Origin of the sequence: Halomonas faecis, assembly GCF_010993975.1 — a bacterium.
GTDB classification, from domain to species: Bacteria; Pseudomonadota; Gammaproteobacteria; order Pseudomonadales; family Halomonadaceae; genus Halomonas; species Halomonas faecis.
This window is the reverse complement of sequence record NZ_JAACZO010000022.1, coordinates 145,312-171,612: the sequence shown is the minus strand read 5'-3', so window position 1 is coordinate 171,612 and position 26,301 is coordinate 145,312. Positions and strand designations below refer to the sequence as shown.

27 protein-coding genes are annotated in these 26,301 nt (G+C 65.9%); 24 read left to right on the top strand and 3 right to left on the bottom strand.

Annotation, left to right across the window (positions count from 1 at the left end):
- Window positions 1–25: 25 nt before the first annotated feature.
- From fabG to GFD32_RS10880, 12 genes are all read left to right on the top strand, one after another.
- Window positions 26–769 (top strand): 3-oxoacyl-ACP reductase FabG, encoded by a 744-nt coding sequence (gene fabG, locus GFD32_RS10935; RefSeq protein WP_163576561.1) that lies wholly within the window; start codon window positions 26–28, stop codon window positions 767–769.
- Between the two features lie 124 nt (window positions 770–893).
- On the top strand, window positions 894–1,127 hold the full coding sequence (acpP, locus tag GFD32_RS10930) for an acyl carrier protein (protein WP_016854353.1): 234 nt from the start codon (window positions 894–896) through the stop codon (window positions 1,125–1,127).
- Between the two features lie 205 nt (window positions 1,128–1,332).
- Window positions 1,333–2,568, top strand: a complete 1,236-nt coding sequence (gene fabF, locus GFD32_RS10925; protein ID WP_163576560.1) for a beta-ketoacyl-ACP synthase II — start codon at window positions 1,333–1,335, stop codon at window positions 2,566–2,568.
- Window positions 2,568–3,368 (top strand): aminodeoxychorismate lyase, encoded by an 801-nt coding sequence (pabC, locus tag GFD32_RS10920; protein ID WP_163576559.1) that lies wholly within the window; start codon window positions 2,568–2,570, stop codon window positions 3,366–3,368. The genes fabF and pabC overlap by 1 nt, the downstream gene beginning before the upstream one ends.
- Window positions 3,369–3,385: 17 nt before the next feature.
- Window positions 3,386–4,390 (top strand): endolytic transglycosylase MltG, encoded by a 1,005-nt coding sequence (gene mltG, locus GFD32_RS10915; RefSeq protein ID WP_163576558.1) that lies wholly within the window; start codon window positions 3,386–3,388, stop codon window positions 4,388–4,390.
- 41 nt (window positions 4,391–4,431) lie between these two features.
- The gene (gene tmk / locus GFD32_RS10910) at window positions 4,432–5,091 is read left to right on the top strand and encodes a dTMP kinase (protein WP_163576557.1); all 660 of its coding nucleotides are present in this window, start codon (window positions 4,432–4,434) and stop codon (window positions 5,089–5,091) included.
- A complete protein-coding gene (locus tag GFD32_RS10905) occupies window positions 5,076–6,089 on the top strand; it encodes a DNA polymerase III subunit delta' (RefSeq protein WP_240455608.1) in 1,014 nt (337 codons plus the stop codon). The genes tmk and GFD32_RS10905 overlap by 16 nt, the downstream gene beginning before the upstream one ends.
- Before the next feature lie 23 nt (window positions 6,090–6,112).
- Complete coding sequence (locus tag GFD32_RS10900; protein ID WP_163576556.1) at window positions 6,113–6,448, top strand: PilZ domain-containing protein; 336 nt, start codon at window positions 6,113–6,115, stop codon at window positions 6,446–6,448.
- Window positions 6,449–6,503: 55 nt separating this feature from the next.
- Window positions 6,504–7,349: a TatD family hydrolase gene (locus tag GFD32_RS10895; RefSeq protein ID WP_163576555.1), complete on the top strand. Its 846-nt coding sequence runs from the start codon at window positions 6,504–6,506 to the stop codon at window positions 7,347–7,349.
- Between the two features lie 27 nt (window positions 7,350–7,376).
- A complete protein-coding gene (locus tag GFD32_RS10890) occupies window positions 7,377–7,928 on the top strand; it encodes a DUF1285 domain-containing protein (protein WP_163576554.1) in 552 nt (183 codons plus the stop codon).
- Window positions 7,925–10,123: an ATP-dependent helicase gene (locus GFD32_RS10885; RefSeq protein WP_163576553.1), complete on the top strand. Its 2,199-nt coding sequence runs from the start codon at window positions 7,925–7,927 to the stop codon at window positions 10,121–10,123. Before GFD32_RS10890 ends, GFD32_RS10885 begins: the two co-directional genes overlap by 4 nt.
- A gap of 31 nt (window positions 10,124–10,154) precedes the next feature.
- Window positions 10,155–10,979 carry a sulfurtransferase gene (locus GFD32_RS10880; RefSeq protein ID WP_163576552.1) on the top strand — a complete coding sequence of 275 codons (825 nt, stop codon included), beginning with the start codon at window positions 10,155–10,157 and terminating at the stop codon, window positions 10,977–10,979.
- Between the two features lie 111 nt (window positions 10,980–11,090).
- On the opposite strand, the gene GFD32_RS10875 is transcribed toward GFD32_RS10880, so the two are convergent.
- Window positions 11,091–12,755, bottom strand: coding sequence for an electron transfer flavoprotein-ubiquinone oxidoreductase (locus GFD32_RS10875; RefSeq protein WP_163576776.1), 1,665 nt, complete (start codon window positions 12,753–12,755; stop codon window positions 11,091–11,093).
- A gap of 442 nt (window positions 12,756–13,197) precedes the next feature.
- Between GFD32_RS10875 and GFD32_RS10870 the strand changes: the two genes are divergently transcribed.
- The 10 genes from GFD32_RS10870 (at window position 13,198) to GFD32_RS10825 (ending at window position 21,433) form a co-directional block, all read left to right on the top strand.
- Window positions 13,198–13,950, top strand: a complete 753-nt coding sequence (locus tag GFD32_RS10870) for an electron transfer flavoprotein subunit beta/FixA family protein (RefSeq protein ID WP_163576551.1) — start codon at window positions 13,198–13,200, stop codon at window positions 13,948–13,950.
- On the top strand, window positions 13,947–14,873 hold the full coding sequence (locus tag GFD32_RS10865) for an electron transfer flavoprotein subunit alpha/FixB family protein (protein WP_163576550.1): 927 nt from the start codon (window positions 13,947–13,949) through the stop codon (window positions 14,871–14,873). The genes GFD32_RS10870 and GFD32_RS10865 overlap by 4 nt, the downstream gene beginning before the upstream one ends.
- A 209-nt stretch (window positions 14,874–15,082) precedes the next feature.
- Window positions 15,083–15,694 carry a superoxide dismutase gene (locus GFD32_RS10860; protein ID WP_163576549.1) on the top strand — a complete coding sequence of 204 codons (612 nt, stop codon included), beginning with the start codon at window positions 15,083–15,085 and terminating at the stop codon, window positions 15,692–15,694.
- A 236-nt stretch (window positions 15,695–15,930) separates the two neighbouring features.
- Window positions 15,931–16,746, top strand: coding sequence for a DUF3450 domain-containing protein (locus GFD32_RS10855; protein WP_240455607.1), 816 nt, complete (start codon window positions 15,931–15,933; stop codon window positions 16,744–16,746).
- Window positions 16,743–18,119 (top strand): MotA/TolQ/ExbB proton channel family protein, encoded by a 1,377-nt coding sequence (locus GFD32_RS10850; RefSeq protein WP_240455606.1) that lies wholly within the window; start codon window positions 16,743–16,745, stop codon window positions 18,117–18,119. Before GFD32_RS10855 ends, GFD32_RS10850 begins: the two co-directional genes overlap by 4 nt.
- A 49-nt stretch (window positions 18,120–18,168) precedes the next feature.
- Window positions 18,169–18,636 carry a MotA/TolQ/ExbB proton channel family protein gene (locus GFD32_RS10845; RefSeq protein ID WP_163576773.1) on the top strand — a complete coding sequence of 156 codons (468 nt, stop codon included), beginning with the start codon at window positions 18,169–18,171 and terminating at the stop codon, window positions 18,634–18,636.
- On the top strand, window positions 18,629–19,036 hold the full coding sequence (locus tag GFD32_RS10840; protein ID WP_163576548.1) for an ExbD/TolR family protein: 408 nt from the start codon (window positions 18,629–18,631) through the stop codon (window positions 19,034–19,036). The genes GFD32_RS10845 and GFD32_RS10840 overlap by 8 nt, the downstream gene beginning before the upstream one ends.
- Window positions 19,033–19,782 (top strand): energy transducer TonB, encoded by a 750-nt coding sequence (locus tag GFD32_RS10835; protein ID WP_163576547.1) that lies wholly within the window; start codon window positions 19,033–19,035, stop codon window positions 19,780–19,782. The genes GFD32_RS10840 and GFD32_RS10835 overlap by 4 nt, the downstream gene beginning before the upstream one ends.
- Before the next feature lie 4 nt (window positions 19,783–19,786).
- Window positions 19,787–20,926 carry a hypothetical protein gene (locus tag GFD32_RS10830; RefSeq protein ID WP_205599101.1) on the top strand — a complete coding sequence of 380 codons (1,140 nt, stop codon included), beginning with the start codon at window positions 19,787–19,789 and terminating at the stop codon, window positions 20,924–20,926.
- Between the two features lie 126 nt (window positions 20,927–21,052).
- On the top strand, window positions 21,053–21,433 hold the full coding sequence (locus GFD32_RS10825; protein WP_163576546.1) for a DUF6746 family protein: 381 nt from the start codon (window positions 21,053–21,055) through the stop codon (window positions 21,431–21,433).
- A gap of 63 nt (window positions 21,434–21,496) precedes the next feature.
- Here GFD32_RS10825 and xthA read toward each other — a convergent pair whose 3' ends face one another.
- On the bottom strand, window positions 21,497–22,324 hold the full coding sequence (gene xthA, locus GFD32_RS10820; RefSeq protein ID WP_163576545.1) for an exodeoxyribonuclease III: 828 nt from the start codon (window positions 22,322–22,324) through the stop codon (window positions 21,497–21,499).
- Window positions 22,324–22,560, bottom strand: a complete 237-nt coding sequence (locus GFD32_RS10815) for a hypothetical protein (RefSeq protein WP_163576544.1) — start codon at window positions 22,558–22,560, stop codon at window positions 22,324–22,326. The genes xthA and GFD32_RS10815 overlap by 1 nt, the downstream gene beginning before the upstream one ends.
- 145 nt (window positions 22,561–22,705) lie before the next feature.
- Here GFD32_RS10815 and rhlB point away from each other — a divergent pair, with 145 nt between their 5' ends.
- Together rhlB and dinG are read left to right on the top strand one after the other, a co-directional pair.
- The gene (rhlB, locus tag GFD32_RS10810) at window positions 22,706–23,980 is read left to right on the top strand and encodes an ATP-dependent RNA helicase RhlB (RefSeq protein ID WP_163576543.1); all 1,275 of its coding nucleotides are present in this window, start codon (window positions 22,706–22,708) and stop codon (window positions 23,978–23,980) included.
- Between the two features lie 153 nt (window positions 23,981–24,133).
- Entirely contained in the window at window positions 24,134–26,281 is a 2,148-nt protein-coding gene (gene dinG, locus GFD32_RS10805) for an ATP-dependent DNA helicase DinG (RefSeq protein WP_163576542.1), read from the top strand.
- Window positions 26,282–26,301: the final 20 nt, after the last annotated feature.

The window sequence follows — 26,301 nt, the reverse complement described above, 5'->3', positions numbered from 1 at the left end:
AACCAAACAACCATTGGAAACACCTATGACGAGCGAACGCAGAATCGCCCTGGTCACCGGTGCCAGTCGTGGCATCGGTCGCGCCATTGCCCACGAGCTGGGACGCCAGGGGCGCGTGGTGATCGGTACCGCCACCACCGAAGACGGTGCGGCGAAGATCGATGAATATCTGCGCGCCCAGGGCATCGAGGGGGCGGGGCGTGCCCTGGACGTCACCGACCCGGCCAGTGTGGATGCGCTGATCAAGGGCATTGGCGACGAGTTCGGCGCTCCCGCCATTCTGGTCAACAATGCCGGCATCACTCGCGACAACCTGCTGATGCGCATGAAGGAAGACGAGTGGGATGCGGTGCTCGACACCAACCTCAAGTCGGTCTACCGCGTTACCAAGGCGTGTCTGCGTGGGATGACCCGGGCGCGCTTCGGGCGTATCGTCAACATCAGTTCGGTAGTGGCCACGATGGGCAACCTGGGGCAGACCAACTATGCGGCTGCCAAGGCAGGCATGGAGGGGTTCACGCGTGCGCTGGCACGTGAAGTGGCTGCGCGTGCCATCACGGTCAATGCCGTGGCGCCGGGATTCATCGCCACCGACATGACCCAGGCGCTGCCCGAGGAGCAGCACGAGATGCTGCTGAAACAGATCCCGCTGTCGCGCCTGGGAGAACCGGAAGAGATCGCCGCAGCGGTGGGTTTTCTCACCGGAGAGAGTGCCGGCTACATTACCGGTGAGACGCTGCAGGTCAATGGCGGCATGAACATGCGTTGAAGCGCCTCTGGGTCGGCGGTTGCGCCGACCCGGGGCCGTCTATAAACTACCCCGCAGCTTTGCGGTTGCGGACCACCCGGCTGGTCATCTGAACGGCTAACTTGAACGACTGGAGTACGTCATAATGAGCACCATCGAAGAGCGCGTGAAGAAGGTTGTGGCCGAGCGCCTGAACGTCAAGGAAGAGGACATCCAGAACAGCTCCTCCTTCACCGAGGATCTCGGTGCCGATTCTCTGGACACCGTCGAGCTGGTCATGGCGCTCGAGGAGGAGTTCGACACCGAGATTCCCGACGAGGAAGCCGAGAAGATCACCACCGTTCAGGAAGCCGTTGATTACGTCAATGCCCATCAGTGAGGGCTTGGTCGTCACCGCTTGCTGAGGTGAATCGAGCGATGCGAATCGCTGGGGCCGCATGCCAGGCCCACGGAAAGCCGCCCTGAACTCAGGGCGGCTTTCCGCTTTGTGGGCGCGGCTCCCCTAGGTGGGGGTGAGTTCGGTATAATGCGTGCCAATGGCGGCCCATCGGGTCGCGTCATCAAGGTTGTCTGGAGGAGAGCGGATGGCTCGTAGAGTAGTGGTGACCGGGCTGGGTTTGGTCACGCCGGTGGGCAACACCGTCGAGGAAAGCTGGGAGAACATCCTGGCCGGCAAGAGCGGCATCGCCCCCATCGAGCATTTCGATGCCAGCAGCTTCAATACGCGCTTCGGGGGGGCGGTCAAGGGGTTCGATATCAGCCCTTACCTCAATCCCAAGGATGCACGCAAGATGGATCTGTTCATCCAGTATGGGATTGCCGCCGGCGCCCAGGCCATCAGCGATGCCGGTCTCGAGTGCACGGCGGAAAACGCCGAGCGGATCGGCGTGGCTGTCGGCTCAGGCATCGGCGGATTGCCGATGATCGAGCACAATCACAACGCCCTGCTCAAAGGCGGTGCACGACGCATCTCGCCGTTTTTCGTGCCCGGTTCGATCATCAACATGATCTCCGGCAATCTGGCGATTCAGCACGGCTTTCGCGGCCCCAACATCGCCATCACCACGGCCTGTACCACCGGTACGCACAACATCGGCTACAGCGCTCGCACCATCGCCTACGGTGATGCCGACGTGATGATCTGCGGTGGTGCCGAGATGGCCACCACCCCCCTGGGCCTGGGGGGCTTTTCCGCGGCGCGTGCGCTTTCCACGCGCAACGAAGACCCGGCGGCGGCCAGTCGCCCATGGGATCGCGGCCGTGACGGTTTCGTGCTTTCCGACGGAGCCGGGGTGCTGGTGCTGGAGGAGTACGAACACGCCAAGGCGCGCGGAGCGACCATCTATGCCGAGCTGGCCGGTTTCGGCATGAGCGACGATGCCCATCACATGACGGCGCCGCCCGAGGATGGCAGCGGTGCGGCGCTTTCCATGCGCAATGCCATCCGCGATGCGCGACTCGATCCCGCTACGGTGGACTACATCAATGCCCATGGGACCTCGACTCAGGCCGGCGACGTTGCCGAGACGCGCGCCATCAAACAGGTGATGGGCGAGTCGGCCATGTCCGTGTCGGTCAGTTCCACCAAGTCCATGATCGGCCATCTGCTGGGTGCCGCCGGTGCCGTCGAGGCGGTGTTCTCGGTGCTGGCGATTCGCGATCAGGTGGTGCCGCCGACCATCAACCTCGATGACCCCGATGAAGGCTGCGACCTGGACTATGTCCCCGACACCGCCCGCGAACGTCAGGTCGAGGTGGCCATGTCCAATTCCTTCGGCTTTGGCGGCACCAACGGAACGCTGGTCTTCACCCGAGCGTGATGACGTCGTCGCTGCCGATCGAGGACCGCGGCCTGGCCTATGGTGACGGTCTCTTCGAGACCGTTCTGCTGAACGATGGCCAGCCCCGGCTGTGGGATGAGCATCTGGCTCGCCTGGCACAGGGCTGTCATGCGCTGGGAATTCCCGTGCCGGCCGAACATGACCTGGCGGCGCCACTGGTCGAGGCGCCACGGGGACTGGCCGTTCTCAAGCTGGTCGTCACCCGCGGCAGTGGCGGCCGTGGCTATTGCCCGCCACGCGATCCCGAGCCGCGCCTGGCCTGGCAAGTCACGGCGTTTTCGCCCGCTGTCGATGCCTGGCGCCAGGGCGTGCGGGTTCGTCACTGCCGACTGCGCCTGGGTATTCAGCCGCTGCTGGCAGGGATCAAGCACCTGGGGCGTCTCGAGAACGTGCTGGCACGGGCCGAGTGGAGCGATCCGGAAGTCGCCGAGGGGCTCGTCTGCGACAGTGACGGCGTGCTGGTGGAGGCGACGGCGATGAATCTTTTCTGGCAGCGCAACGGGCGCTTGGAAACCCCGCGCCTGGACCGCTGTGGCGTGGCTGGCACGCTACGTGCTGCACTGCTCGAACGCCTCGCCATCGACGAGGTCGCCGCGAAGCCGGAGGCGCTGCTCGACGCCGAGGCGGTCTGGGTGGGCAATTCCGTACAGGGGCTGTGGCCGTTGGTTCGCCTGGACGATAGCGACGGCCACATGCTGGCGAGCTGGCGCCTCGGCAAGATGCACCGGGCGCTACAGGCCGAGGCCCATGGCCTGCTTGGCTATCCGATGATGGATTGACGAACGAGGAGAATGCCATGCGCCGCGTGGTAACGAGTCTGGTGGTGCTCGCCGTGCTGGCCGCGGTGGCCGCAGTTGCCGGCTATCGCTACTGGGAGAGTCGCCTCGACGCTCCTATCGCGGTGGAGGAGACCACGCTCTACGAAGTGCCCAGCGGTGCCGGTTACCACCAGGTGGTGCGAGAGTTGGCCAGTCGAGGCATTCTGAGCGACCCTTGGGCATTTCGTTTGCTGGTGCGACTCGAGCCCGGTAGCGTGCCGTCGTTGCGAGCTGGGGAGTATGCCCTGGAGCCGGGCATGAGCGGTCGCGAGCTGCTGGCGCTGCTGGGCAGCAACGAGGTCGTCACCTACCCGGTGACCATTCCCGAGGGGTGGACCTTCGCTCAGTTGCGTGACGAGCTGGAGAGAGCCGACAAACTGGAGCAGCGCACCAGCGAACTCTCTGACGAAGAGATCATGGCGCGACTGGATCAGGAAGGCGAACATCCGGAAGGACGCTTCTTCCCCGACACCTACCGCTATCATAAGGGCATGAGCGACCTGGATATCCTGCGTCAGGCACATGCGCGCATGGAGGAGGTCCTCGCCCAAACCTGGGCCGAGCGCCAGGAGGGTTTGCCCATCGACTCTCCCTACGAGGCGCTGATCCTGGCTTCGCTGATCGAGCGGGAAACCGGCGCACCGGAAGAGCGTCGAGAGATCGCCGGCGTTTTCACGCGGCGACTGGAGCGCGGCATGCGCCTGCAGACCGATCCCACGGTGATCTATGGCATGGGCGAGCGCTATGAAGGCAATATCACCCGGGCGGACCTGCGCGAGGCAACGCCCTACAATACCTACGTGATCGACGGCCTGCCGCCGACGCCCATCGCGTTGCCTGGTCGGGCTGCCCTGGAGGCCGCGGTGAATCCCGAACCCGGCGATACGCTCTACTTCGTATCGCGCGGCGACGGCACGCATCATTTTTCGCGTACGCTGCGCGAACACAACAATGCCGTGAACCGCTACATTCGCAACCGCTGACGGGTTGTCGATGTCGCGGCTGCGGTCGGCAAGGAGTCACGATGGCCCAGCGAGGACGATTCATCACCCTGGAAGGCGGCGAGGGCGTCGGCAAGACCACCAACCTGAGCTGGGTGGAAACTTGGCTGACGTCGCGTGGCGTCGAGGTGGTGAGAACCCGCGAACCGGGAGGCACGCCCCGCGCCGAGGCGATTCGCCAGCTGCTGCTCGACCCGGTCGGTGACGAGCCCTTGGACGACGATGCCGAACTGCTGTTGGTGTTCGCCGCTCGCGCCCAGCACCTGGCCCGCTGCATTCGCCCGGCTCTGGCGCGGGGTGCCTGGGTACTGTGCGATCGTTTCACCGATGCAACCTTTGCCTATCAGGGAGGCGGGCGCGGCATCGACGCGGCGCGTATCGCCGAGTTGGAAGCCTTCGTGCAGCAGGGACTCGAACCGGACCTGACGCTGCTCCTCGATATGCCCGTGGCCGCTGCCCAGCGGCGCTTGCAGGCGCGCTTGGCGGCAGGCGGTACTGGCCGGGATCGTTTCGAGCAGGAGCAGAGTGCTTTCTTCGAGGCAGTGCGCAACGCCTATCTGGCGCGTGCTGCAGCAGCGCCGCAGCGTTTTGCGGTGATCGATGCTGATGCTCCCCTGGAACGGGTCCAGGCAGGTCTCGGCGAGATTCTCCATGAACGGGTGTCGCCATGGCTGCCGAGATGACCGCCGAGGTGGGTCAGGTGCCGGGGCCGCTGCCGTGGCAGTGGCCGCTGTGGCAGCGCTATCTCGACCAGCGTCGTTCCGGACGCTTGCCCCACGCGCTGCTGGTGTCGGGGCCGCATGGCGTGGGCAAGCAGCAGTTCGCCGAGGCCATGATCGCTCATCTGCTGTGTGCCTCCCCGGGCGAAGCCGCTTGTGGCCGGTGTCATGCGTGTCGAATGTTCGCGGCTGGTTATCATCCCGACCTGCGCCGGGTGGCCCCCGATGAGGGCAAGCGGCAGATTCGCATCGACCCCATCCGCGACGTTAACGCTTTCGTGGCGCAAACGGCTCAGCAGGGCGGTCATCGTGTCGTCAGTCTGGCCCCGGCCGAGGCAATGAACGTGGCCGCCGCCAATGCGTTGCTGAAAAGTCTCGAAGAGCCGGGAGGCGACACTCAGTTCGTGCTGCTGGCCGATGTGCCCTCGCGACTGGTCGCTACCATTCGCTCGCGCTGTCAGCATTGGACCTTGCCTCAACCCGAAGCGGACAGCAGCCTCCCCTGGCTGGCCGAACGGCTGGGCAGCGAGGAGGAAGCTCGCTTCTGGTGGCAGGTTTCGGGCGGGTTGCCGCTGCTTGCCGAGGAGCTGGCCATGCCGTCCGCCCGCGCCCTGCGACAGCAGCTTCATGAAACTTTCGACGCCTTGGTTCGCGGTGCCGAACCCGTAGCCGAGGTGGCTCGCCTCGATCGCCAGTCCGTGGAGGCCATCCTGTGGTACGGTATCGCCTGGCTCGAGGATCTGGTTCGCCTGGGGCTCTCCGGCGATGCGGCCCGAATCCGCAACCCCGATCTGTTGCCGCTCTATCGTCAGGCAGTCAAGAACGCTCGCGTGCGCGACTGGTTTCGTCTGCTCGACTATGCCCGTGAGCAGCGCCGGTTGCTGGTCGCGGGCGGCAACCCCAACCCCCAGCTGGTCCTCGAGGCTTGGCTGGTTCGCTGGTCGGCCTTGCTGCGTTCGTGACGCCGGGCCCGGGAGGAGACACCATGGCCGCGCAAAAAGCCCTGTCGCTGACCATCAAGGACGAGACGACGCTGCTCTCTGCCTACATGCCATTGCTCGAACGGGGCGGCATCTTCGTGCCTACCCGTGAGCGCTATGATCTGGGGCAGGAAGTCTATCTGCTGCTCACGCTGCCAGGTGACAACGAGCGAGTGCCGGTGACCGGGCAAGTGGTGTGGGTATCGCCGGATGGCGTTGCCGGTCGCCGCGTGCCGGGCATCGGTATCCACTTCAGTCCCGACGACCAGGCGGTTCGGGACCGCATCGAGGCCTTGCTCGCGGGGCATCTCGACAAGGGTTCTCCGACTTATACGCTCTGATTAGCTTCGAGCTTCAAATTCCGAAATCCATCTATCCATTGATTGAAACTTGCCGATGTTCGTCGATTCCCACTGCCATCTCGATCGTCTCGATCCCGCGACCCATGACGGGGATCTCGCCGCCGCCCTCGATGCTGCCCGGTCGCGCGGCGTGCGTCAGTTCCTGGCCATCGGCGTGACCCTGGAGGAGGTGCCCGGGGTGGCCGCCATTGCCCGCGAGCATGCGGACGTGTCGATCTCCGCGGGCCTTCATCCGCTGTATCGAGCGGACGAAGAGCCGAGCATCGCCGCGATTCAGGAGACCGCCGAGCGCTATGGTGCCGTCGCCATCGGCGAATGCGGGCTGGACTACCATTATCTGGAAAAGGCGCCCCACGCGGTGCCTTCGCGCGAGGTTCAGCACGAGCGGTTCCGCCGTCAGCTGATCGCCGCCCGCGAGCTCGAGCTGCCGGTGATCGTCCATACCCGGGAGGCGCGGGACGAGACGCTCGATCTGATCCGCGAGCACATCGACCCGGCGGTCGGCGGGGTGCTGCATTGCTTCACCGAAGATCTCGACATGGCCCGCGAGGCGGTGCGACATGGATTCTACATCTCCCTCTCCGGCATCGTGACCTTTCGCAACGCCAAGGCGCTGCGCGAAGTGGCCCGGCGGGTGCCGCTGGATCGCCTGTTGATCGAGACCGACAGCCCCTACCTGGCGCCGGTCCCGCACCGCGGCAAACCCAACGAGCCGGCCTGGGTAGTGGAGGTGGCCGAATGCATCGCCGCCGAGCGGGGCGTCAGTGTCGATGAGGTGGCGATGCAGACCACCGCCAACTTCTATCGCCTGTTCCGCGGCGCTGCCCCGGAGGCGCCTGCCGAGATGCGCCAGATCCTGGCCGGCGCCGGCTTGGTGTAAGTCGATGACGTCATTGCGGAGAGCGCCATGAATCTGGAACCGCTGCTGGCCCGTATCGAGGCGTGGGGTGACGTGCCGCCGGTAGATCGCTGGCACCCCGAGGCGGTGGGCGAGATGGACCTGGTGATCGTCGCGGATGGTCGCTGGATTCATGAGGGCGCGGAGATCTCCCGGCCGCGGTTGGTGAGGCTGCTCTCCACCATCCTGCGCCGGGAGGCGGATGGCGACTACTATCTGGTCACGCCGGTGGAGAAACAGCGCATTCGAGTAGTCGATCGCCCCTTCGTGATCGTCGATGCCGATCCCGATCCCGACGGTTGGTGGTTGGTCACCAACGTCGGCGACCGCTTGCGTCTCGGTGCCGAGCACCGCTTCACCGTCAGCGCGACACCCGAGGGTGCCGAGGTGCCCGAGGTGGCGGTGCGTTTCGGCCTGAATGCGCGGCTCGGTCGCAACCTCTACTATCGTCTGGTGGATACCGCCGAGGCACGTCCCGATGACGACGACAGCGTGGCACTGGGACTGGTCAGCGACGGCATCTGGCAGCCGCTGGGCCGGCTTGCCGCCGGGGACGCATGAAGCTCACCAGCGAACAGCACGCCGTTGTCGAGCACGTTGCCGGCCATGCCCGGGTGGCGGCGGTGGCCGGCTCCGGCAAGACCACCACTCTGATCGCCCGGGTGCTGCACCTACTGGAGCGCGGCGTTCCCCCAGCGCGGCTGCTGGTGCTGATGTTCAATCGCTCTGCCCGCCAGGACTTCCAGGCGCGGCTGGCCGCCCTGGCGCCGCCGGGACAGCGTCTGCCCGATGTGCGCACCTTCCATTCCCTGGGCCACCGTCTGACTGCCAGCCTGACCCGCTGGGGGGTGTTGGCGCCGCGCCAGTTGCTGGCCGCCGACTGGCAGGTGGAACGGCTGCTGCGTCAGGCCACGCTGGCAGCACTGGCCGACGACCCGGAACGCCGCGAAGTGGCCCTGGAGGCCGACACCCTCGAGGCGCTGGCGCACTTTTGCGGCCTGGTGAAGGCCGAGATGGTCGCCCCGGCCACGCTCTACGCCCGACTCGACCTGGGCGAGGAGAGCCGCCACTTCGTCAGTGCCTTCGAGCATCTCGAGGAGATACTGGCCGAGCACGCTCTGATGACCTATTCGGACCTGCTCTACCGTCCTCTGCGCGCCCTTGAGGCCGATGCTGAGTTGGTTGCGCGGGTGCAGGGGTTTCTCGACCACGTCATCATCGATGAGTATCAGGACATCAACCAGGCGCAACTGCGCCTGCTGGCCACCCTGGCAGGGCGCGAGGCCGCGGTGATGGCAGTGGGCGATGCCAACCAGTGCATCTACGAATGGCGCGGGGCCCACCCCGACACCATGCGCGAACATTTCGCCGCCACTTTCGGCATGGCCGCCGATTATCCGCTCTCCACCACCTTCCGTCATGGCCATGCCCTGGCGCTGGCGGCCAATCACGCCATTGCCGCCAACCGCCGGCGTCCCGATCAGCTGTGTCTGGCAGCAGCCGGCACCCCCGACACCCGTCTTGCGGTCGCCTCGGGGCGAGCGCCACTGCTCGAGACCCTCAACGACTGGCAGCGCCGCGGGCGGCGTCTCGACGAGGCTTGCCTGCTCGTGCGCAGCTGGGCACTGTCGGTGCCGGCCCAGCTTGCCCTGCTGCAGGCGGGGGTTCCGTTTCGCCTCGCCCGTGAGGACCGTTTCGTCTTCCGCCTGCCGCTGGTCCAGGCGCTGTCCGGCTATCTGCGTCTTTCGCGCGATGCCCGTCTGCTCGGCGATCCAGCCCTGGTGCAGCGCCTGCTGGAACAGCCGACACCCTTCGTGGCCCGCGAACGGCTGGCGGCTCTGGCGCATCGCCTCACCGAGACGCAGACGTTTCCCGAGCGTCACGATCCGCTGCTCGCCAGCCTCAAGCCGCTGCAACGGCGCAATCTCAAGCGTCGTTGGGCACTGCTCTGCGAGTTGCCGCGCCTGACCAACTGGCCGCCGGCGCGACTTCTCGCCCACGTGGTGGAGCGGCTCGAGGCCGAAAAGGTTCTCAAGCGAGCGGCGGCAAGCCGCGACAAGGGCGAGGAGGACGTGCGCCTGCTCGACGTGCTCATCGAGCAGGCCGGAGAAGTGCGTGACCTCGACGCCTTCATCGAGCTGCTGGAACGTCCCGTCGAGAACCATGCGGACGGCATGCTGATCACCACCGTGCATGGTGCCAAGGGCCTGGAGTGGCCGCTGGTGGTGCTCGGCAGTGTCAACGAGGGCGACTTTCCCCACTATGGGCGCGACAATCCACTGACCGCCGAGCGATTGGAAGAGGAGCGACGGCTCTTCTACGTGGCCATTACCCGTGCCCGCGAGCGGTTGCTGATACTGCACGACGGCGGCGATCATCGTCCCAGCCGCTTCATCGCCGAGAGCGCCTGGCAGGAGTGTCGGCAGGTCAACGAGCGACTGTTGAACGATGCGGCTGGGTCGCCGCTGGCGGTTTCCGACCCGGCGCTGGTGGGCCGCTATCTCTCGGCGCTGGGGCGCTCGCTGCCGCTGGAACCCATCCGAAGTCCGGACGTCGGCTGCATCGAGCCACCGGGGAGCCAGGCGTTCAGCGTTGGCCAATGGCTGCGCCATGCCGTCTTCGGGGAAGGCGAGATCGCCGTGGTGGAGGGCGATCCTGCCAACCCGGTGATCGAGGTGCGTTTTCGCCAGGCGGGACGGCGTCGCCTCATCGCGCGCCGTGCGCCCATCGAACTTCTGGCGGCACAGCCTGGCTGAGCCGCCGGCCACGACTCGGAGGACATCGACCATGTCTCAACCATTGATTGCTGCCGAAGCGCTGCGCGCGGCGCTGGCTTCCGCGATCCCCCCGCGAGTGCTGGACTGCCGTGCCCGGCTCGGCGACCCGACGGTCGGTGAACGGCTATGGCGTGAAGGCCATCTACCCGGCAGCCATCACTTCGATCTCGACCGCGACCTGGCCGCACCGCCTGGGGAGGGAGGGCGTCATCCGCTGCCGGAACCCGAGGCGTTCACTACCGCCGTGCAGCGCCTGGGGCTGAGCCCCGAACGGCCGGTGGTGGTCTACGACGACATGGGAGGCCAGCTCGCCGCGGCGCGGGCCTGGTGGATGCTGGCCATCTGGGCGGGGCATCCCGACGTGCGCGTGCTCGACGGCGGCATGCGCGCCTGGCAGGAGGCGGGAGGAGAGCTGCCGGTGGGCCGCGAGGCGTCCCCGGTGCCTAGCGACTGGCAGCCGCGCTTCGATCACGATGCCTGGGTGGACGCCGACCGTGTCTTCTCCGGCCGTGAGCAAAAGGTGGATGCGCGCTCCCGCGAGCGTTTTCGCGGCGAAGCCGAGCCCATCGATGCGGTGGCCGGCCACATTCCCGGTGCGGTGTGTTGGCCGAGTGCCGACAATCTGACTGAGGCGGGACGTTTCAAGAGGCCCGAGGAACTGGCCGCCGAGCTGCCAGGGGCAGGAGCGACGATCGCCTACTGCGGCTCCGGCGTGACTGCCTGCCATGCCATTCTCGCCTATGCCGCCGCGGGCCTCCCCCTGCCAAGGCTGTATGCCGGCTCCTGGAGCGACTGGATTCGCGATCCCGAGCGGCCCATTGCTACCGGCGACTGAACCGGCTTCGCCGGAGCTAGAAGCTCGAAGAGCGGCGCTGCGCGCCTGGAAGCTGGAAGAAAACCCTTGACCCGAGAGTGGGCGAGGTCATGCTGCCTTCCAGCTTTCCGCTTACATGTTCGGGTAGTTCGGCCCGCCGCCGCCCTCCGGAGCCACCCAGGTGATGTTCTGGGCGGGGTCCTTGATGTCACAGGTCTTGCAATGCACGCAGTTCTGGAAGTTGATCTGGAATTGCGGCTTGCCGTCGTCTCCCTCCACGACCTCGTAGACGCCGGCGGGGCAATAGCGCTGGGCGGGTTCGGCGTAGGTCGGCAGGTTGTCGCGGATCGGCAAGTCGGCATCCGCCAGCTTCAGGTGGCAGGGCTGGTTCTCTTCATGATTGGTGTTGGACAGGAACACCGAGGAAGGCTTGTCGAAAGAGAGTTTGCCGTCCGGCTTGGGGTAATCGATCTTCGTGCACTCGTCGGCTGGCCTGAGCGTGGCATGGTCCGGCGTGGTGTCGTGAAGATTGGGCAGCTTGCCGCCAAGCAGCTGATTGGCGAAATTGTAGGCGCCGCCGAGCAGGGTGCCGTACTTGTGAAGCGCGGGTCCGAAGCTGGCGGTTTCCTGGAGTTCCTCGTAGGCCCAGCTCGTCTGCCACCGCTCGGTGAAGGCGGTCAGCTCCTGGCCGCCTTCGTCACCGGACTTGAGTGCCTCGAACACTGTCTCGGCGGCCACCAGGCCCGACTTCATGGCGGTGTGCAGCCCCTTGATCTTGGCGAAGTTCAGGGTGCCGGCGTCACAGCCGATCAGCAGGCCGCCGGGGAAGGTCATCTTCGGCAGGCAGTTAAGCCCGCCCTTGGTGATGGCGCGGGCGCCGTAGGCGACCCGGGAGCCCCCCTCGAGATGCTGCTTGAGCACTGGATGGTGCTTCATGCGCTGGAATTCGTCGAAGGGCGACAGCCATGGATTCTGGTAGGAAAGGTCCATGATCAGGCCCACCACGGCCTGCTGGTCGTCGCCATGATAGAGGAACCAGCCGCCGTGGGTGTGCTTGTCCAGCGGCCAGCCGGAGCCGTGCAATACCAGCCCCGGTTCGTACTTGTCGGCGGGAATGTCCCACAGCTCCTTGAGGCCGATGCCGTAGTGCTGCGGGTCGCATCCGTCGTCGAGCTGGAAGCGCTGAATCAGCCGCTTGCCAAGGTGACCGCGGGAGCCTTCGGCGAACAGAGTGTACTTGGCGCGCAGTTCCATGCCCGGCATGTGGCCATCCTTGGGCTGGCCATCGGCGCCGACGCCCATGTCGCCGATGAGGATGCCCTTGACCACGTCATCTTCGACGATGACTTCCTGGGCGGCGAAGCCGGGAAAGACCTCCACACCGAGCGCTTCGGCCTGTTCGGCCAGCCAGCGGCACAGGTTGCCGGCGCTGATCACGTAGCGGGTGATGTCGCCGCCGGTATTGTGCATGCTCTTGGGTACCAGGGCATTGGGGAGCTTCTGCGACGTTTCCGCAGTCTTGAGAAGATGGACCTCATCACGGGCCGCGGGAGTCTTGAGGGGGGCGCCACGTTCGGCCCAGTCGGGGAAGAGTTCGTCCAGGGCGCGCGGCTCGAAGACGGCACCAGAGAGAATGTGGGCGCCCACCTCCGAGCCTTTTTCCACCACGCACACCGAGAGCTCCTGCCCGGCTTCCCCGGCCTGCTGCATCAGGCGGCAGGCCGCAGCCAGCCCCGAGGGCCCGGCCCCGACGATGACCACATCGAAATCCATGGTGTCGCGTTCGATGGCTTCCACTTGTTCGTTATCCACCAGCACACTCCTCCCTCACCGGCGACGTGGCGCCACGGTCATGCCACCAACGTCTATAGACATTTAAACGGTCGTTTGCTTCTCGATATTCTCCATGATAGTCATAATAGACGAATCAGGTCACCCCCGACGATGGGCAATGTCCGTCATCGTGCCACGGCAGCTAGGGCAGGCTCTGGCATGGTTGACTGCGCTAGCCCTGGCGCCGAGCCCGCAGGGATTGTTGCCGCAGGTGCGGTTGTGGCACATTGAAACCGTTTTTTCGGTACGGCGCCTATCAAACGCTTGCATGAAACGCGGAACGCAAGCTGATCGCTGCCGTGTGTCACGGCGCCGGCTCATGACGGCCATGCCTCGCCTGCGGCCAAGTAGGCCTGTGGCATGTGCCAAACCAGACGGTTCGTAGAGTGAACCAAGCGAGGACACCATGAAAGTACTCGTCGCGGTCAAACGCGTCATCGACTACAACGTGAAGATTCGGGTCAAGCCGGACCAAAGTGACGTCGATCTTACCAACGTCAAGATGGCCATGAATCCCTTCTGCGAGATCGCCGTGGAAGAGGCGGTGCGGCTGAAGGAAAAGGGCGTGGCCACCGAAATCGTCGCCGTGACCATCGGACCCAAGGCCGCGCAGGAGCAGCTGCGCACCGCTCTGGCGCTGGGCGCCGACCGCGCCGTGCACGTCGAGACCGAGGAGCGTGTCGAGTCGCTGGCCGCGGCCAAGCTGCTGGCCAAGGTCGTCGACGAGGAGCGGCCCGGCCTGGTCATCCTCGGCAAACAGGCCATCGATACCGACAACAACCAGACCGGTCAGATGCTCGCTGCCCTGGCCGGGTTGCCGCAGGGCACTTTCGCCTCCGACGTGGTCGTGGACGGTGACAAGGTCCAGGTGACCCGCGAGATCGACGGCGGCCTGCAGACCGTCGAGCTGAGCCTGCCGGCGGTGGTGACGACCGATCTGCGCCTGAACGAGCCGCGCTACGCCAAGCTGCCCGACATCATGAAGGCCAAGAAGAAGCCGCTGGACGTCAAGTCGCCGTCCGACCTCGGCGTCGAAGTGGCCTCCAACGTTTCGCTGCTCAAGGTCGCGCCGCCGCCGGAGCGGCAGGGCGGTATCAAGGTGGGCTCGGTGGACGAGCTGGTCGACAAGCTGAAGAACGAAGCGAAGGTGATCTCATGAGCATTCTGGTTCTGGCCGAACATCACGACGGTGCCCTGGCCGGTGCCACCGCCCACGTCGTTGCAGCGGCCCAAGCCATCGGTGGCGATATCGATGTCTTGGTGGCTGGCGAGAACGTTGCTGCCATCGCCGAGGCCGCGGCCAAGCTGGAGGGGGTGAGCAAGGTGCGCGTGGCCGACAACGCTGCCTACGCGCATCAACTCGCCGAGCCGCTGAGCGCGCTGCTCGTCGAGCTGGCCGGCGACTACACTCACGTGCTGGCGGCCGCCTCCACCAATGGCAAGAACGTGCTGCCGCGTCTCGCCGCGCTCAAGGACGTCAGCCAGATCTCCGAAATCATCGCCGTGGAGAGCGCCGACACCTTCCAGCGGCCGATCTATGCCGGCAATGCCATTGCCACCGTGCAGAGCGGTGACCCGCTCAAGGTGATCACCGTGCGTGCCACGGCGTTCGATGCCGTTGGCGAGAGCGGCGATGCCGCCAGCGAAGCGGTGGAATTCGTGGCCGACAACGACCAGTCCACCTTCGTCAAGGAGGAGTTGGCTCAGAGCGATCGCCCCGAACTGGGGGCGGCCAAGGTGGTGATCTCCGGCGGCCGCGGCATGGGCAATGGAGACAACTTCAAACTGCTCGAAGGGATCGCCGACAAGCTCGGGGCGGCCATCGGCGCTTCTCGTGCGGCGGTGGACGCGGGCTTCGTGCCCAACGACATGCAGGTCGGCCAGACCGGCAAGATCGTCGCCCCGGAGCTCTACATCGCCGTGGGCATCTCGGGGGCCATCCAGCACCTGGCGGGGATGAAGGATTCCAAGGTGATCGTGGCCATCAACAAGGACGAGGAGGCGCCGATCTTCCAAGTCGCCGATTACGGCCTCGTCGCCGACCTGTTCGAGGCATTGCCGGCGCTCGAGCAGAAGCTCTGACGGCAACATGGCGCCCGCGTCGAGAAGCCGGCTCCTCCAGGAGCCGGCTTCTCGTCGAGTGGACGGGCTATTGTTCACTGGAGTAGTGTAGCCCTCGCTTCGCATGGAATATTCACGATAGGGGTGACGGGGGCGGTTGAAATCGCCCGGCGACGACCGCACTTCTCACCAGTGAAGCGCAAACAAAGCCACCAAAGGAGATGATCAACATGGCACATACACTCCCTGACCTGCCGTATGCCTACGATGCGCTGGAACCGCACATCGACGCCATGACCATGGAGATCCACCACTCCAAGCACCACCAGACCTATGTCAACAATCTCAATGCTGCCCTCGAAGGGACCGGCCTCGAAGACGTGGCCGTGGACGAGCTGCTCGCCAACCTCGACCGGGTACCCGAGGCCAAGCGTCAGGCGGTCATCAACAACGGTGGCGGCCACTCCAACCACACCATGTTCTGGCAGATGATGTCACCCAACGGTGGCGGTCAGCCCAAGGGCAAGGTCGCCGAGGCGATCGACAGCGAACTGGGTGGTTTCGAGGCCTTCAAGGATGCCTTCACCAAGGCGGCGCTGGGCCGTTTTGGCAGCGGTTGGGCGTGGCTCTCGGTAACCCCCGAGAAGACGCTGGTCGTGGAGAACTCGCTCAACCAGGATAGCCCGCTGTCCCACGGCAACACGCCGGTCCTGGGGCTGGACGTTTGGGAACACGCCTATTATCTGAAATATCAGAACAAGCGCCCCGATTACGTCGCCGAGTTCTTCAACGTGATCGACTGGGATGAGGTCGAGCGCCGCTATCAAGCCGCCACAGCCTGATTCCCTTTTCCTTTCTCGCGTCTCGCCGTCAGCCCCGAAGCCAATGCTTCGGGGCTGTTTCTTTGGGTTTACGACCAATGCCCGTCTAGGCGACGGATCCCGACTCCCCGCTGACCGGTACGGAGTTTTCCCTTGCCATGCTGTCGCAGCGTGGTAGGCTACGACACCGTACGCAAATACCAATCACTTTCATTGCGCTCGAGCGGTAGTTCGAGCGTCGGTCACTGGAGAACCGTGTGAGCGTTACTCAGCCGTTCGTCGCCTCGGGGCGTGTGCTGCTACTGGGCATGGTGCTGTTGACGATGCCGGCGGCGGGTGAGAGCCCGCTGCCTGAAGCTGCCCTGGAGGCGCAGAACCAGCAGGCCGCGCTTCAGGAGCGTATCGATGCCGCTGACGAAAGCACTCGCGAGCAGCTGCGCGAACTGCGTGAGCTGGGGCGCGAGACGCGCCGTTTGACGGCGCAAAACGAGGAGCTCGCTCCACGCCTGGAGCGTCGAGCCGAAAGCCTGGAGCGGCGCGAGGCCGCACTGGATACCCTCGAAACCACGCGCGAGGCGCTGCCGGCGCTCAAGCGCAGCCTGGTGGCGCGGCTGGAAGACTGGGTCGAGGGCGACCTGCCGTTCCTGCTCGAGGAGCGCCGGGCGCGAGTGGCCAGTCTGGAGGCCAGCCTGAGCGAACCCGATCTCTCCGAGGCTGACCAGCTCGACCGGATTCTGGAGGCTTGGCGTGCCGAGCTCCGCTACGGCCGCGAATTCGATGTCTGGCGCGGTTACCTCGCCAGCGATGATGGCGATGACGGTACACAGGCACCCCGCCGCGAAGTCGACTTTCTGCGCTTGGCGCGGGTGGGGTTCTACTACCTGACGCCCGACGGCCAAGAAGGTGGCGTGTGGCAGTCGGACGAGGGGCGCTGGGCACCGCTCGACGAGGCGGCGCGGCGCGAGGTACGCACCGGCTTGCGTATCGCTCGTGACCAGCGCGCGCCGGAGCTCCTGACACTGCCGATCTCCCAGCCGCTGGAATCGCGTCACGACCAGGAGGGGCAGTCATGACCCCGTTTCGACGATTGATGCAGGCGTTGCTGCTGACGGCACTGGGGGCCGCTGCCCTGCCGTTACAGGCGCAGTCCGAGGCGTTCACCACGTTTCAGGCCGAACGCGAAGCGGCCGAGCAGCGTGACCGGGAACGTCTGGCCGAGCTGTTGGAGGATCAGGAAGCGCTCGAAGCGGCGCTTGCCGAGGCGCGCGAGTCCCACGCCGAAGCCGAGGCACGCAACGCCAGCCTGGCCGAACGTCAGGCCGAACAAGCGGACTGGCAAGACGAACTCGAGGCGCGCCAGGCCGAGCAGGGTGAGGAACTGGCCGCACTGCTTTCCACCGTAGCCAGGCACAGCGGTGAGTTGCGCGACGCTCTGGGCGAAAGCTGGATCAGCGTTGGCGATGTCGCGCTGCCGCCGCGGCTGGACGACGCCGAGGTGCTTGAACTCGAGCATCTGGAAGGCCTGGCCGACAGCCTGATGCTGCTGACGGCCGAAACCGGACGGGTAACGCGCATCTCCGCTCCGGTGGCGGGGCATGATGGCGCGGTCGAATCCCGTCCGGTCGTGCGCCTGGGTGACGTTGCTGCCTTCACCGAGAGCGATCTGCTGCGCCGTGGAGACGACGACACTGTGCTTTCCGTAGTGCCGCGTACGCCGGCGGCCGTGGCAGAGACTCTGGCGGCCTTCCACGCCGGCGAGTCTCGCCACCTGGCACTCGATCCCACGGGCGGTGAGGTGGTGAACGCCCTGGCCCAGCAGCCCACGCTGGTCGAACGTTTCCACCAGGGTGGGGCTGTCGGCTACGTCGTCGTGGGGCTGGGCGGTATCGGTCTGCTGGTGGCGCTGGCGCAGTATCTCTACCTGCTGCGGGTCAGCCTGACCGTGCGTCACCAGCGTCGCGACCTCGGCCAACTGCGCGGTGACAACCCCTTGGGGCGGGTTCTTCAGCGCTTTCGGGCCCTCAGGACGGACCAGTTGCCCGAGGCGCTCGAAGCGCGCCTCGACGAAGCGGTACTTGCCGAACTGCCGCGCCTCGAGCGCGGGCAGCCGCTGGTCAAGCTGCTTGCTGCGGTAGCGCCACTGTTGGGCTTGCTGGGTACCGTCACCGGGATGATCGTCACCTTCCAGGCCATCACGGTGTTCGGGACCGGCGATCCGCAGCTCATGGCCGGCGGTATCAGCCAGGCGCTGGTCACTACCGTGCTGGGGCTAATCACTGCCGTGCCGTTGCTGTTCGCCCATACCGCGCTGGCCGCCCGTAGCCGTTCCCTGTCGGGGATCGTCGAGGGTGAAGCCAGTGCGGCCCTTGCCGAGCACCTGGAAGGCCGGCAGGCGGATGATTCGCCCCTGACGGAGAGCCGGTCCCGTGATTCTGCCCTGGCTTGAGCCCCTCGAAAGGCTGGTCGAGGCCGGCGGGATCATCCTGCTGGTCATCATGGCGGTGGCGACGGTGCTGTTCGGCCTCGCCCTGGAGAGGTTGTGGTACGTGCGCATCACCTATCGGCGGGCGCGGCGTCGTCTGGTCCAGCGCTGGGTGGAGCGCAGCGATCATCTGAGCTGGAGTGCCCGTACTCTGCGCGAGGTGTGGACGCGCCAACTGATCGCGCGGCTGCGGCGCCCCTTGCCCTGGCTGCGGCTACTGGTGGCGCTGTGCCCGCTGCTCGGCCTGCTCGGTACCGTTACCGGCATGATCAGCGTCTTCGACAGCCTGTCGATGAGCGAGACGAACCAGGCGCGAGCCATGGCCGATGGCGTGGCACGTGCGACGCTGCCGACTCTGAGCGGTATGGCGGTCGCGGTGGTGGGCTTGCTTTTCACCAGCCGCCTGGAGCACATCATCCGGCGCGAGAACCAGCGGCTTCATGACCGTCTGGCTCGTGCCCTGGAGGACACCAATGCGTAGACGCCGTCTGGGGGCCAGTAGCGACGAGTCTAGCGAAGTCAATCTGACGCCGATGCTCGACGTGGTCTTCATCATGCTGATCTTTTTCATCGTGACCACGAGCTTCATCAAGGAGAGCGGCGTGGAGATCGATCGTCCCGAGTCCAATGCCGCGAGTCCGCGTCCCGATGCCCAAGTGATGGTTGCCATTACCCCAGAAGGCGCTGTGTGGGTCGATGGCGAGGCCGTGGATGCCCATCGCGTGGGAGATCGGGTGGCCGGACTGGTCAGCGGCGATGGCGGGGTGGTCATCCAGGCCGATCGGGAGGCGACCACCGGCTTGTTGATCGAAGTGATGGATCGCATTCGTGAGGCGGGCGTGGAGCAGGTCGCCGTGGCGGCGAATCGGGGTACCTCATGATCCGACCTCCCGTGGCGTTGGTCGGCGGCGTGGTTCTGGCGCTGGGTCTGTTCTGGCTGTTGGCGTTGCTGGTGGCGCCGCCACAGGCCGATATCGATGTGCTCGAGCCGACCACGCTGAACCTCGTCGAAGCCGAGGCGCCGGCGGAGCAGGTTCCAACCGAGGCAGCGCCGCCACCACCCGCCCCCGCGGCGCCGGTGGAGCCTCCCCCCGTGCCGGAGCCGGCGCCGCTGAGCGAAAGCCGCATCACCTTGCCCGAGCCCGAGCTGCCAACGCCCGAGATGCCGCCCATGGAGCTCGATGACTCCCTACCCGAACTCGTCGAGCAGCGCCCCGAACCACGGCCCGAGCCCGAACCGGAACCGCAGCCCGAACCGGCACCGCAGCCCGCGCCCGCCAGCGAGGCGGTGGAAGCGACGACGGACGAGACGGCCGTCGCCGAACGGGCCGCCGACGCCTCCGAGACGTCCCGGGAACCGGTGGATGTGGGGTCGCCCACGCCCACCAGTCGCGTGCCGCCGGACTATCCTGCACGTGCCCAGCGTCGGGGAATGGAAGGGCACGTCGAATTGACCTTCGTGATTCGGCCCGATGGCAGTGTCGATCCCAGTTCCATCCAGGTGGTGGAAGCGCAGCCGGGCAACGTGTTCGACAAGGCCGCGCGGCAGGCCGTGGCACGTTGGCAGTTCGAATCCGGTCAAGGGCTACGGCGTGCGCGCCAGCGTCTGGAATTTCAGTTGAGGTGATGCCATGACTGTGTGTCGACTGGTTGCCACTCTGTTGCTGGGCATGGTCATTGGCATGCCGTCGTGGGCGGCGCCTGCCCTGCCTGGCGACATCATCGCCGACCTCCAGGCACTAGAACACCGGCTCGATGAGGGGGATGTCGAGACGGTCAGCGAGCGCGCTCGAAGCCAGGCCGGGCGGCTTGCCGGCGGCAATGCCGCCGACCGTTGGGCGCGCGCGCTTTACCTGCAGCTTGCGGCGAGTGCCGAGGCTCGCGCCGGCCGCCCCAATACGGCGGCGGAGCTGCTGCGCGAGGCACGCGCCAGCGATGTGGTCGAAGCACAGCAGGCCGACCGCTGGCTGCGTCAGGAAGCTAACCTGCGCCTGGCCGCCGACGAAGCCGAGGCAGGCGTCGAGCTGCTCGGCGACTGGTTCGAGCGTCATGCTGGCAATGCCGACGATCGTTGGCAGATGGCACGTGGCCTGGCCGAACTGGAGCGGTGGTCGGCGGCGGCCGATTGGGTGGAGCGCGCTCTCGAAGTGGACGAATCACCGGACGATGCCCTGCGACGGCTGGCCGTTGTCGTCTATCAGCGCGCCGGACATGGCGAGCGAGCCCTGGACGTGTTGGCCGAAGACTTGGATGCCGATAGCGACGCTTCCGAGTGGCGCCAGGCAGCGGGACTCGCCCAGCAGATCGACGCCCATGGGCAGGCAGCTGCACTATGGGAGGCCGGCTGGCGTCTCGGCGTGTTGGACGGTCGCGATGACCGCCTGATGCTGGTCAAACTGCACCTGGCCGGCGGCACTCCGGCGCGAGCCGCCGAGCACTTGTCGACGGCGCTCGACGAAGAGGCACTGCCCGACACCGTGGAGCACCGACGCCTTCTGGCCAGTGCTTGGGAGCGTGCGCGCCACCGCGAACGGGCGCTAGAGGCATGGCAAGACGTGGCCGAACGCAGCGATGCCGGTGATGACTGGTTGCGCCTGGGCCAGTTGGCACTGGGCTGGGGACGCGACGAGCTGGCGCGACAGGCCTTGAGCGAAGCCGACGCAAGAGGAGCGGAGAAGGTCGAATCCTGGCTGGCAGTATTGGAGACGGCGGCTGACGAGCGCTCGCTGGGGCGCGATGCAACGGGCCAGGACTTGACCCAGGTCCATTGACAACACCAAACATAATGTCAATCGTTTTCATTCACGATATTGAGTGATAGAGTCGAATGGCTACGGCAGGTCGAGTCTGCCGACTTTCAATCACGCTATCCGTCAACGAATGGAAGGGGATGCACCATGAAACAGCCGCTGATCGCACTGGCCCTGGCAGGCCTGATGACCACCGCTTCACTGGCCGTTGCCGATGAGCAGGAGCGTGTCGATCACTTCGAGGCCAAGTCCTCGGAAACGCTGGTGGAGGCCGTGGCCAATTTCACCGAATACAACGAGAAACTGGCCGCCATCCTCGAAAAGGACGAGCTCAGCGATGAGGACATGGGGAACATTCACCAGTTGAGCTACACCATCGAAGAGGCGTTGGCCAAGATCCATACGGATCTGGAGAACGTGGCCGCCACCCTGGAAGAGGTGCATATCGGCTCCGAGACGGGTGACTACGAAGGCGTCAAGGCCAACGGCGACGCCTATCTGAAGACGGCCTGGACGGTCGTTCGCTGATTGCCATCGCTAGAGTCAGTCGTCGACGGCCGCCCAATGGGCGGCCGTCGGCGTTTCGGTGAGTCACAGGGCGAGGTCGGTCCATACCGGGGCGTGATCAGAGGGCTTCTCCATGCCGCGCAAGGTGTAGTCGATGCCGGCGTCGGTGACCGCTTCGGCCAGTGCCTGAGTGACCAGGATGGTGTCGATGCGCAGGCCGCGTTTGGGGTCGCGCTCGAAGCCACGGGAGCGGTAGTCGAACCAGCTGAAGCGGTCGTCGATCTCGGGGTGGCGCAGGCGGTAGCTGTCGGTGAGCCCCCAAGTCTCGAGGCGGGCGAGCCATTCGCGCTCCTCGGGCTGGAAGCTGGTCTTGCCCTCGCGCAGCCAGCGCTTGCGGTTGGCCTCTCCGATGCCGATGTCGATGTCCTTCGGCGAGACGTTGAAGTCGCCCATCACCGCGAGACGCTCGTCGGGGCTGTGGTGCGACTCGAGCCGTTCGGCGAGCTGGGCGTAAAAGGCCCGCTTGTGGGGGAACTTCACCGGGTGCTCGACGTTCTCGCCCTGGGGAAAGTAGCCGTTGTATAGCGTGAACGGCTCGCCCGACGTCGAGCGTAGACGCACGCCGATCAGGCGCCGCTGGGCGTCCTCGCCGTCCTCGGGCAGGCCGTAGTGCACGGCGTCCGGCTCTCCGCATTGGGCAGGGTCGATCATCAAGGCGACGCCGTAGTGCCCCTTCTGACCGTGGAACACGACTCGATAGCCCAGTGCCTCCACCGCTGCACGGGGAAACTCGCTGTCCTGCACCTTGGTTTCCTGCAGGCCGATCACCGCCGGGCGGTGGCTATCAACCAGCGCCGAGAGCTGATGGAGGCGGGCGCGTATGCCGTTGATGTTGAAGGATACCAAACGCATCAGTCGGACTCCTTGTCGTCATGAGGCGGATGGATGGCGATCTCCTGTCCGTCCTGCTGGCGCGCTTGCTTGCGCGCCGCCTGCAACTTGCGCTGCTGGCGCTTCTTCTGAGTGAAACGGCGCGACGGGGCCACCTCGTTGGGGTTCTCGTGACGCCACTGGCGGTAGTCCTTGCGCCGGCCGGTACGGATGGTCACCTTGTCGGCCAGCGAGCGGGTCTTCTTGCGGCGGGTCATCGGCCGGACTCCTGAGCGTGTCGAATGCCAAGCGGTAGGCATTCTATCAGTCTCGACCCGCAGGCGCGCCCTCGTCGCGCGAGGCTGGTACAATGCCCGGCGAACGAGGCTTTCCATCCACTGTTACGGACAAGACACACAGCCTATGAGCGAGTCGGAACAGACCACAGCCCCGGCCGAGAATCGCAAGCCGAAGCGTCGGCGCCGCAAGCCGCGCCGCCGCCAGTCGAACTGGGATCTGCGCCAGTTTCAGGTGCCTGCCGTGGCGGGCAAGTGGCGCTTTCACGACTTCGATTTACCGTTGCCGCTGATGCGCGCCATCCATGCGCTGGGTTTCGAATACTGCACGCCGATCCAGGCGGAGGCGCTGCGACACACCTTGTTGGGTGGCGACGTGGTCGGCAAGGCCCAGACCGGCACCGGCAAGACGGCCGCCTTCCTGATCTCGATCCTCGCCTACTTTCTCGAGGAGGAGGCGCCCGACGGCCAGAAGCCGGGAGCCCCGCGTGCGTTGATCGTGGCGCCGACGCGCGAACTGGCGTTGCAGATCGAGAAGGATGCCAAAGCGCTGGCGCGCTTCACCTCGCTCAACGTAGCCAGCGTGGTGGGAGGCATGGACTACCAGAAGCAGCGCGATAATCTGGGCAAGAACGTCGATATCCTGGTGGCCACGCCCGGGCGGCTGCTCGACTTCCACGAGAAGCGTGACGTCGATCTCACCCAGGTGGAGGTGCTGGTGCTCGACGAAGCGGACCGCATGCTCTCCATGGGCTTCATCCCCGACGTCAAGCGCATCATCCGCCATACGCCCAAGAAGGAAGAGCGACAGACCTTTCTGTTCTCGGCGACTTTCTCCCAGGACATCCTCAATCTGGCCAACCAGTGGACGCATCAGGCGGAGTACGTGGAGATCGAGGTCACCGTGGAAAACCAGGCGGACATCGATCAGCGCGTCTATCTGGTCAGCGACGACGACAAGCAGAAGCTGCTGGTCCAGTTGCTCCAGCAGGAGTCCTTCGATCGCGTGATGGTGTTCGGCAACCGCCGGGATCTGGTGCGCAAGCTCGATGAACTGTTGCGCAAGGCCGGCATCAATGTCGCCATGCTCTCCGGTGACGTCCCGCAGAATCAGCGGATCAAGACCCTCGAGAGTTTCCGCGAGGGCGATATCAAGGTACTGGTGGCCACCGACGTGGCGGGGCGTGGCATCCATATCGAGGACGTCAGTCACGTCATCAACTACACCCTGCCGGAAGACCCGGAAGACTACGTGCATCGCATCGGCCGCACCGGGCGTGCCGGGGCCAAGGGCGTGTCGATCAGTTTCGTGGGCGAGGAGGACGCCTTCTCGCTGCCCGAGATCGAGCGCTATATCGGCGACAAGCTGCCCTGCGAGCATCCCCCCGAGGGGCTGCTCTAGTCGGCTGGCGGCCGTCGACAGGTCTTCAAGGAGGCGCTGTGAACCCATCCATGGGCGCTACTTTTGCCATCCATGGCAAAAGACCTCCTCTACGACCTGTCCCCGGCTCCCCTCAAGCTGGCCATGCGCGTGTGTCCGTAAGAGAGAGTCGACATGCTGGATGAAGCCCTGAAGGGCGAGATCCAGGCCGCCTATCGGCGCGTGCTGGAGGCGCTGGATCTCACTCCGCGCTACGGGCAGCGGCTGATGATCGCCGAGATAGCGCGCACCCTGGGCGGCATCACCGCCGACGATGCCGGGCGGCGCACCAGCGACGAGCACGTCTGCGTGCTTGAGGCGGGCACCGGGACCGGCAAGACGCTCGCCTACCTGTTGGCCGCGCTGCCGGTGGCGCGCGCCCAGGGCAAGCGGCTGGTGATCGCCACCGCCACTGTGGCGCTGCAGGAGCAGGTGCTGCACCAGGATCTGCCGGCGCTCAAGGCCCACAGCGGCTTCGACTTCGACTTTGCTCTGGCCAAGGGGCGCGGACGCTATCTCTGCGTGGCGCGTCTCGAGCAGGCGCTGGACGGCGTGGCGGACAACCCCACTCTATCGCTGTTCGAACAGAGTCTTGCCGGGCAAGGGGGGGACGACTTCCAGGCGCTGGTGCAGGAGATGGCCGATGCCTACGGCAGCGGACGCTGGCCCGGCGATCGCGACAGCTGGCCGGATGCCATTCCGGAAGCCGACTGGCGCCGCCTGACCATCGATCACCGCCAGTGCACCAATCGCCGTTGCGGCCATTTCGGCGCCTGTGCGTTCTTTCGCGCCCGCCGCGACCTCGACAGCGCCGACGTCATCGTCGCCAATCACGACCTGGTGCTCGCCGATCTGTCGTTGGGGGGCGGCGTGGTGCTCCCGCCTCCGGGCGACTGCATCTACGTCTTCGACGAGGGGCACCATCTGCCCGACAAGGCGCTGCAGCACTTCACGCATCGCGTGGGCGTGGGCAGCGCGCTGCGCTGGCTAGGCACTCTCAAGAAGTCACTCACCGAGCTCAACGCGGCGCTGGCCGTGCAACCCACTCTGGCGCGCCTGTTGGCCGGCCTGCCCGAGCTGATCGGCGCTCTGGAGCCGCGCCTCGGTGAAGCCTTCTCCCTCGGCCACCAACTGGCCGGCCGGCCGCAGGGGTTGGGCGACGGTGAAGAGAGTCTGATTCATCGTTTGCCCATGGGCCGGGTGCCCGATGCTCTGCGCGACCAGGCAGGTTCGCTGGTCACGGCGTTCGCCGAACTGTCGCGCAGCCTCGAGACGATGAGCGACATCTTGCGCGAGAGTCACGACCCCGACAAGCACACCGGCTTGCCTCGCGAGCCGGCCGAGGCCTGGTTGCCGCTGGTCGCCTTGCTGCACGGTCGCGCTCTGGAAGCCCATGCGCTGTGGCAGGCCTATGCCGAGAGCGACGAAGAAGGCGAGGCGCCGCGGGCGCGCTGGCTGGTGTTGGAGCGTCTGGGTGGTGACGGCGAGCTGACCTTCTCGGCCAGCCCCGTCACCGCAGCGCCGACCTTGGCGCGGACCCTGTGGGGCAGCTGTTTCGGTGCCGTGGTGACCTCGGCGACGCTCACCGCCCTGGGGCGCTTCGAGCGCCTGCAGGAGCGCGCCGGTCTCGCCAATCGCTACCGTTACCAGCGCCTGCCGAGCCCCTTCGACTATTCCCAGGCAGTGCTCAGCGTGCCGCGCGAGGCGGTGGATCCCGCCGATCGCGAGGCCCATGAGCGTGCCATCGTCGATTTCGTCGAAAGCCTGGCCGAGGATGAAGCGGTGCTCATGCTGTTCTCGTCACGGGCCCAACTGCGTGCCGTGGAGAAGGCTCTGCCACGAGCGCTCGCCGAGCGGGTGCTGGCCCAGGATCGGCTGCCCAAGCGCGAACTCATCGCTCGCCACCGCGCGCGAGTCGATGCGGGGGAAGGCAGCATCATTTTTGGCCTGGCGAGTTTTGCCGAAGGCATCGACCTGCCGGGCGATTACCTCACCCACGTGGTGATCACCCGGTTGCCTTTTGCGGTGCCCGACGACCCGGTAGGGGCGACGCTGGCCGAGTGGATCGAGAGCCGTGGCGGCAATCCCTTCATGCGCATCAGCGTGCCGGACGCCTCCATCAAGCTGGTTCAGGCCAGCGGGCGGTTGATTCGCAAGGAGTCCGACCGCGGGCGCATCACTTTGCTCGACCGTCGCGTATTGACACGGCGCTACGGTCGGGCGCTGCTCGATGCCCTGCCGCCCTTCGAGCGCGAGATCGACGGGGTGCGTCAGCTGCCTTGATGCGCCACGGCCCGCCGGGA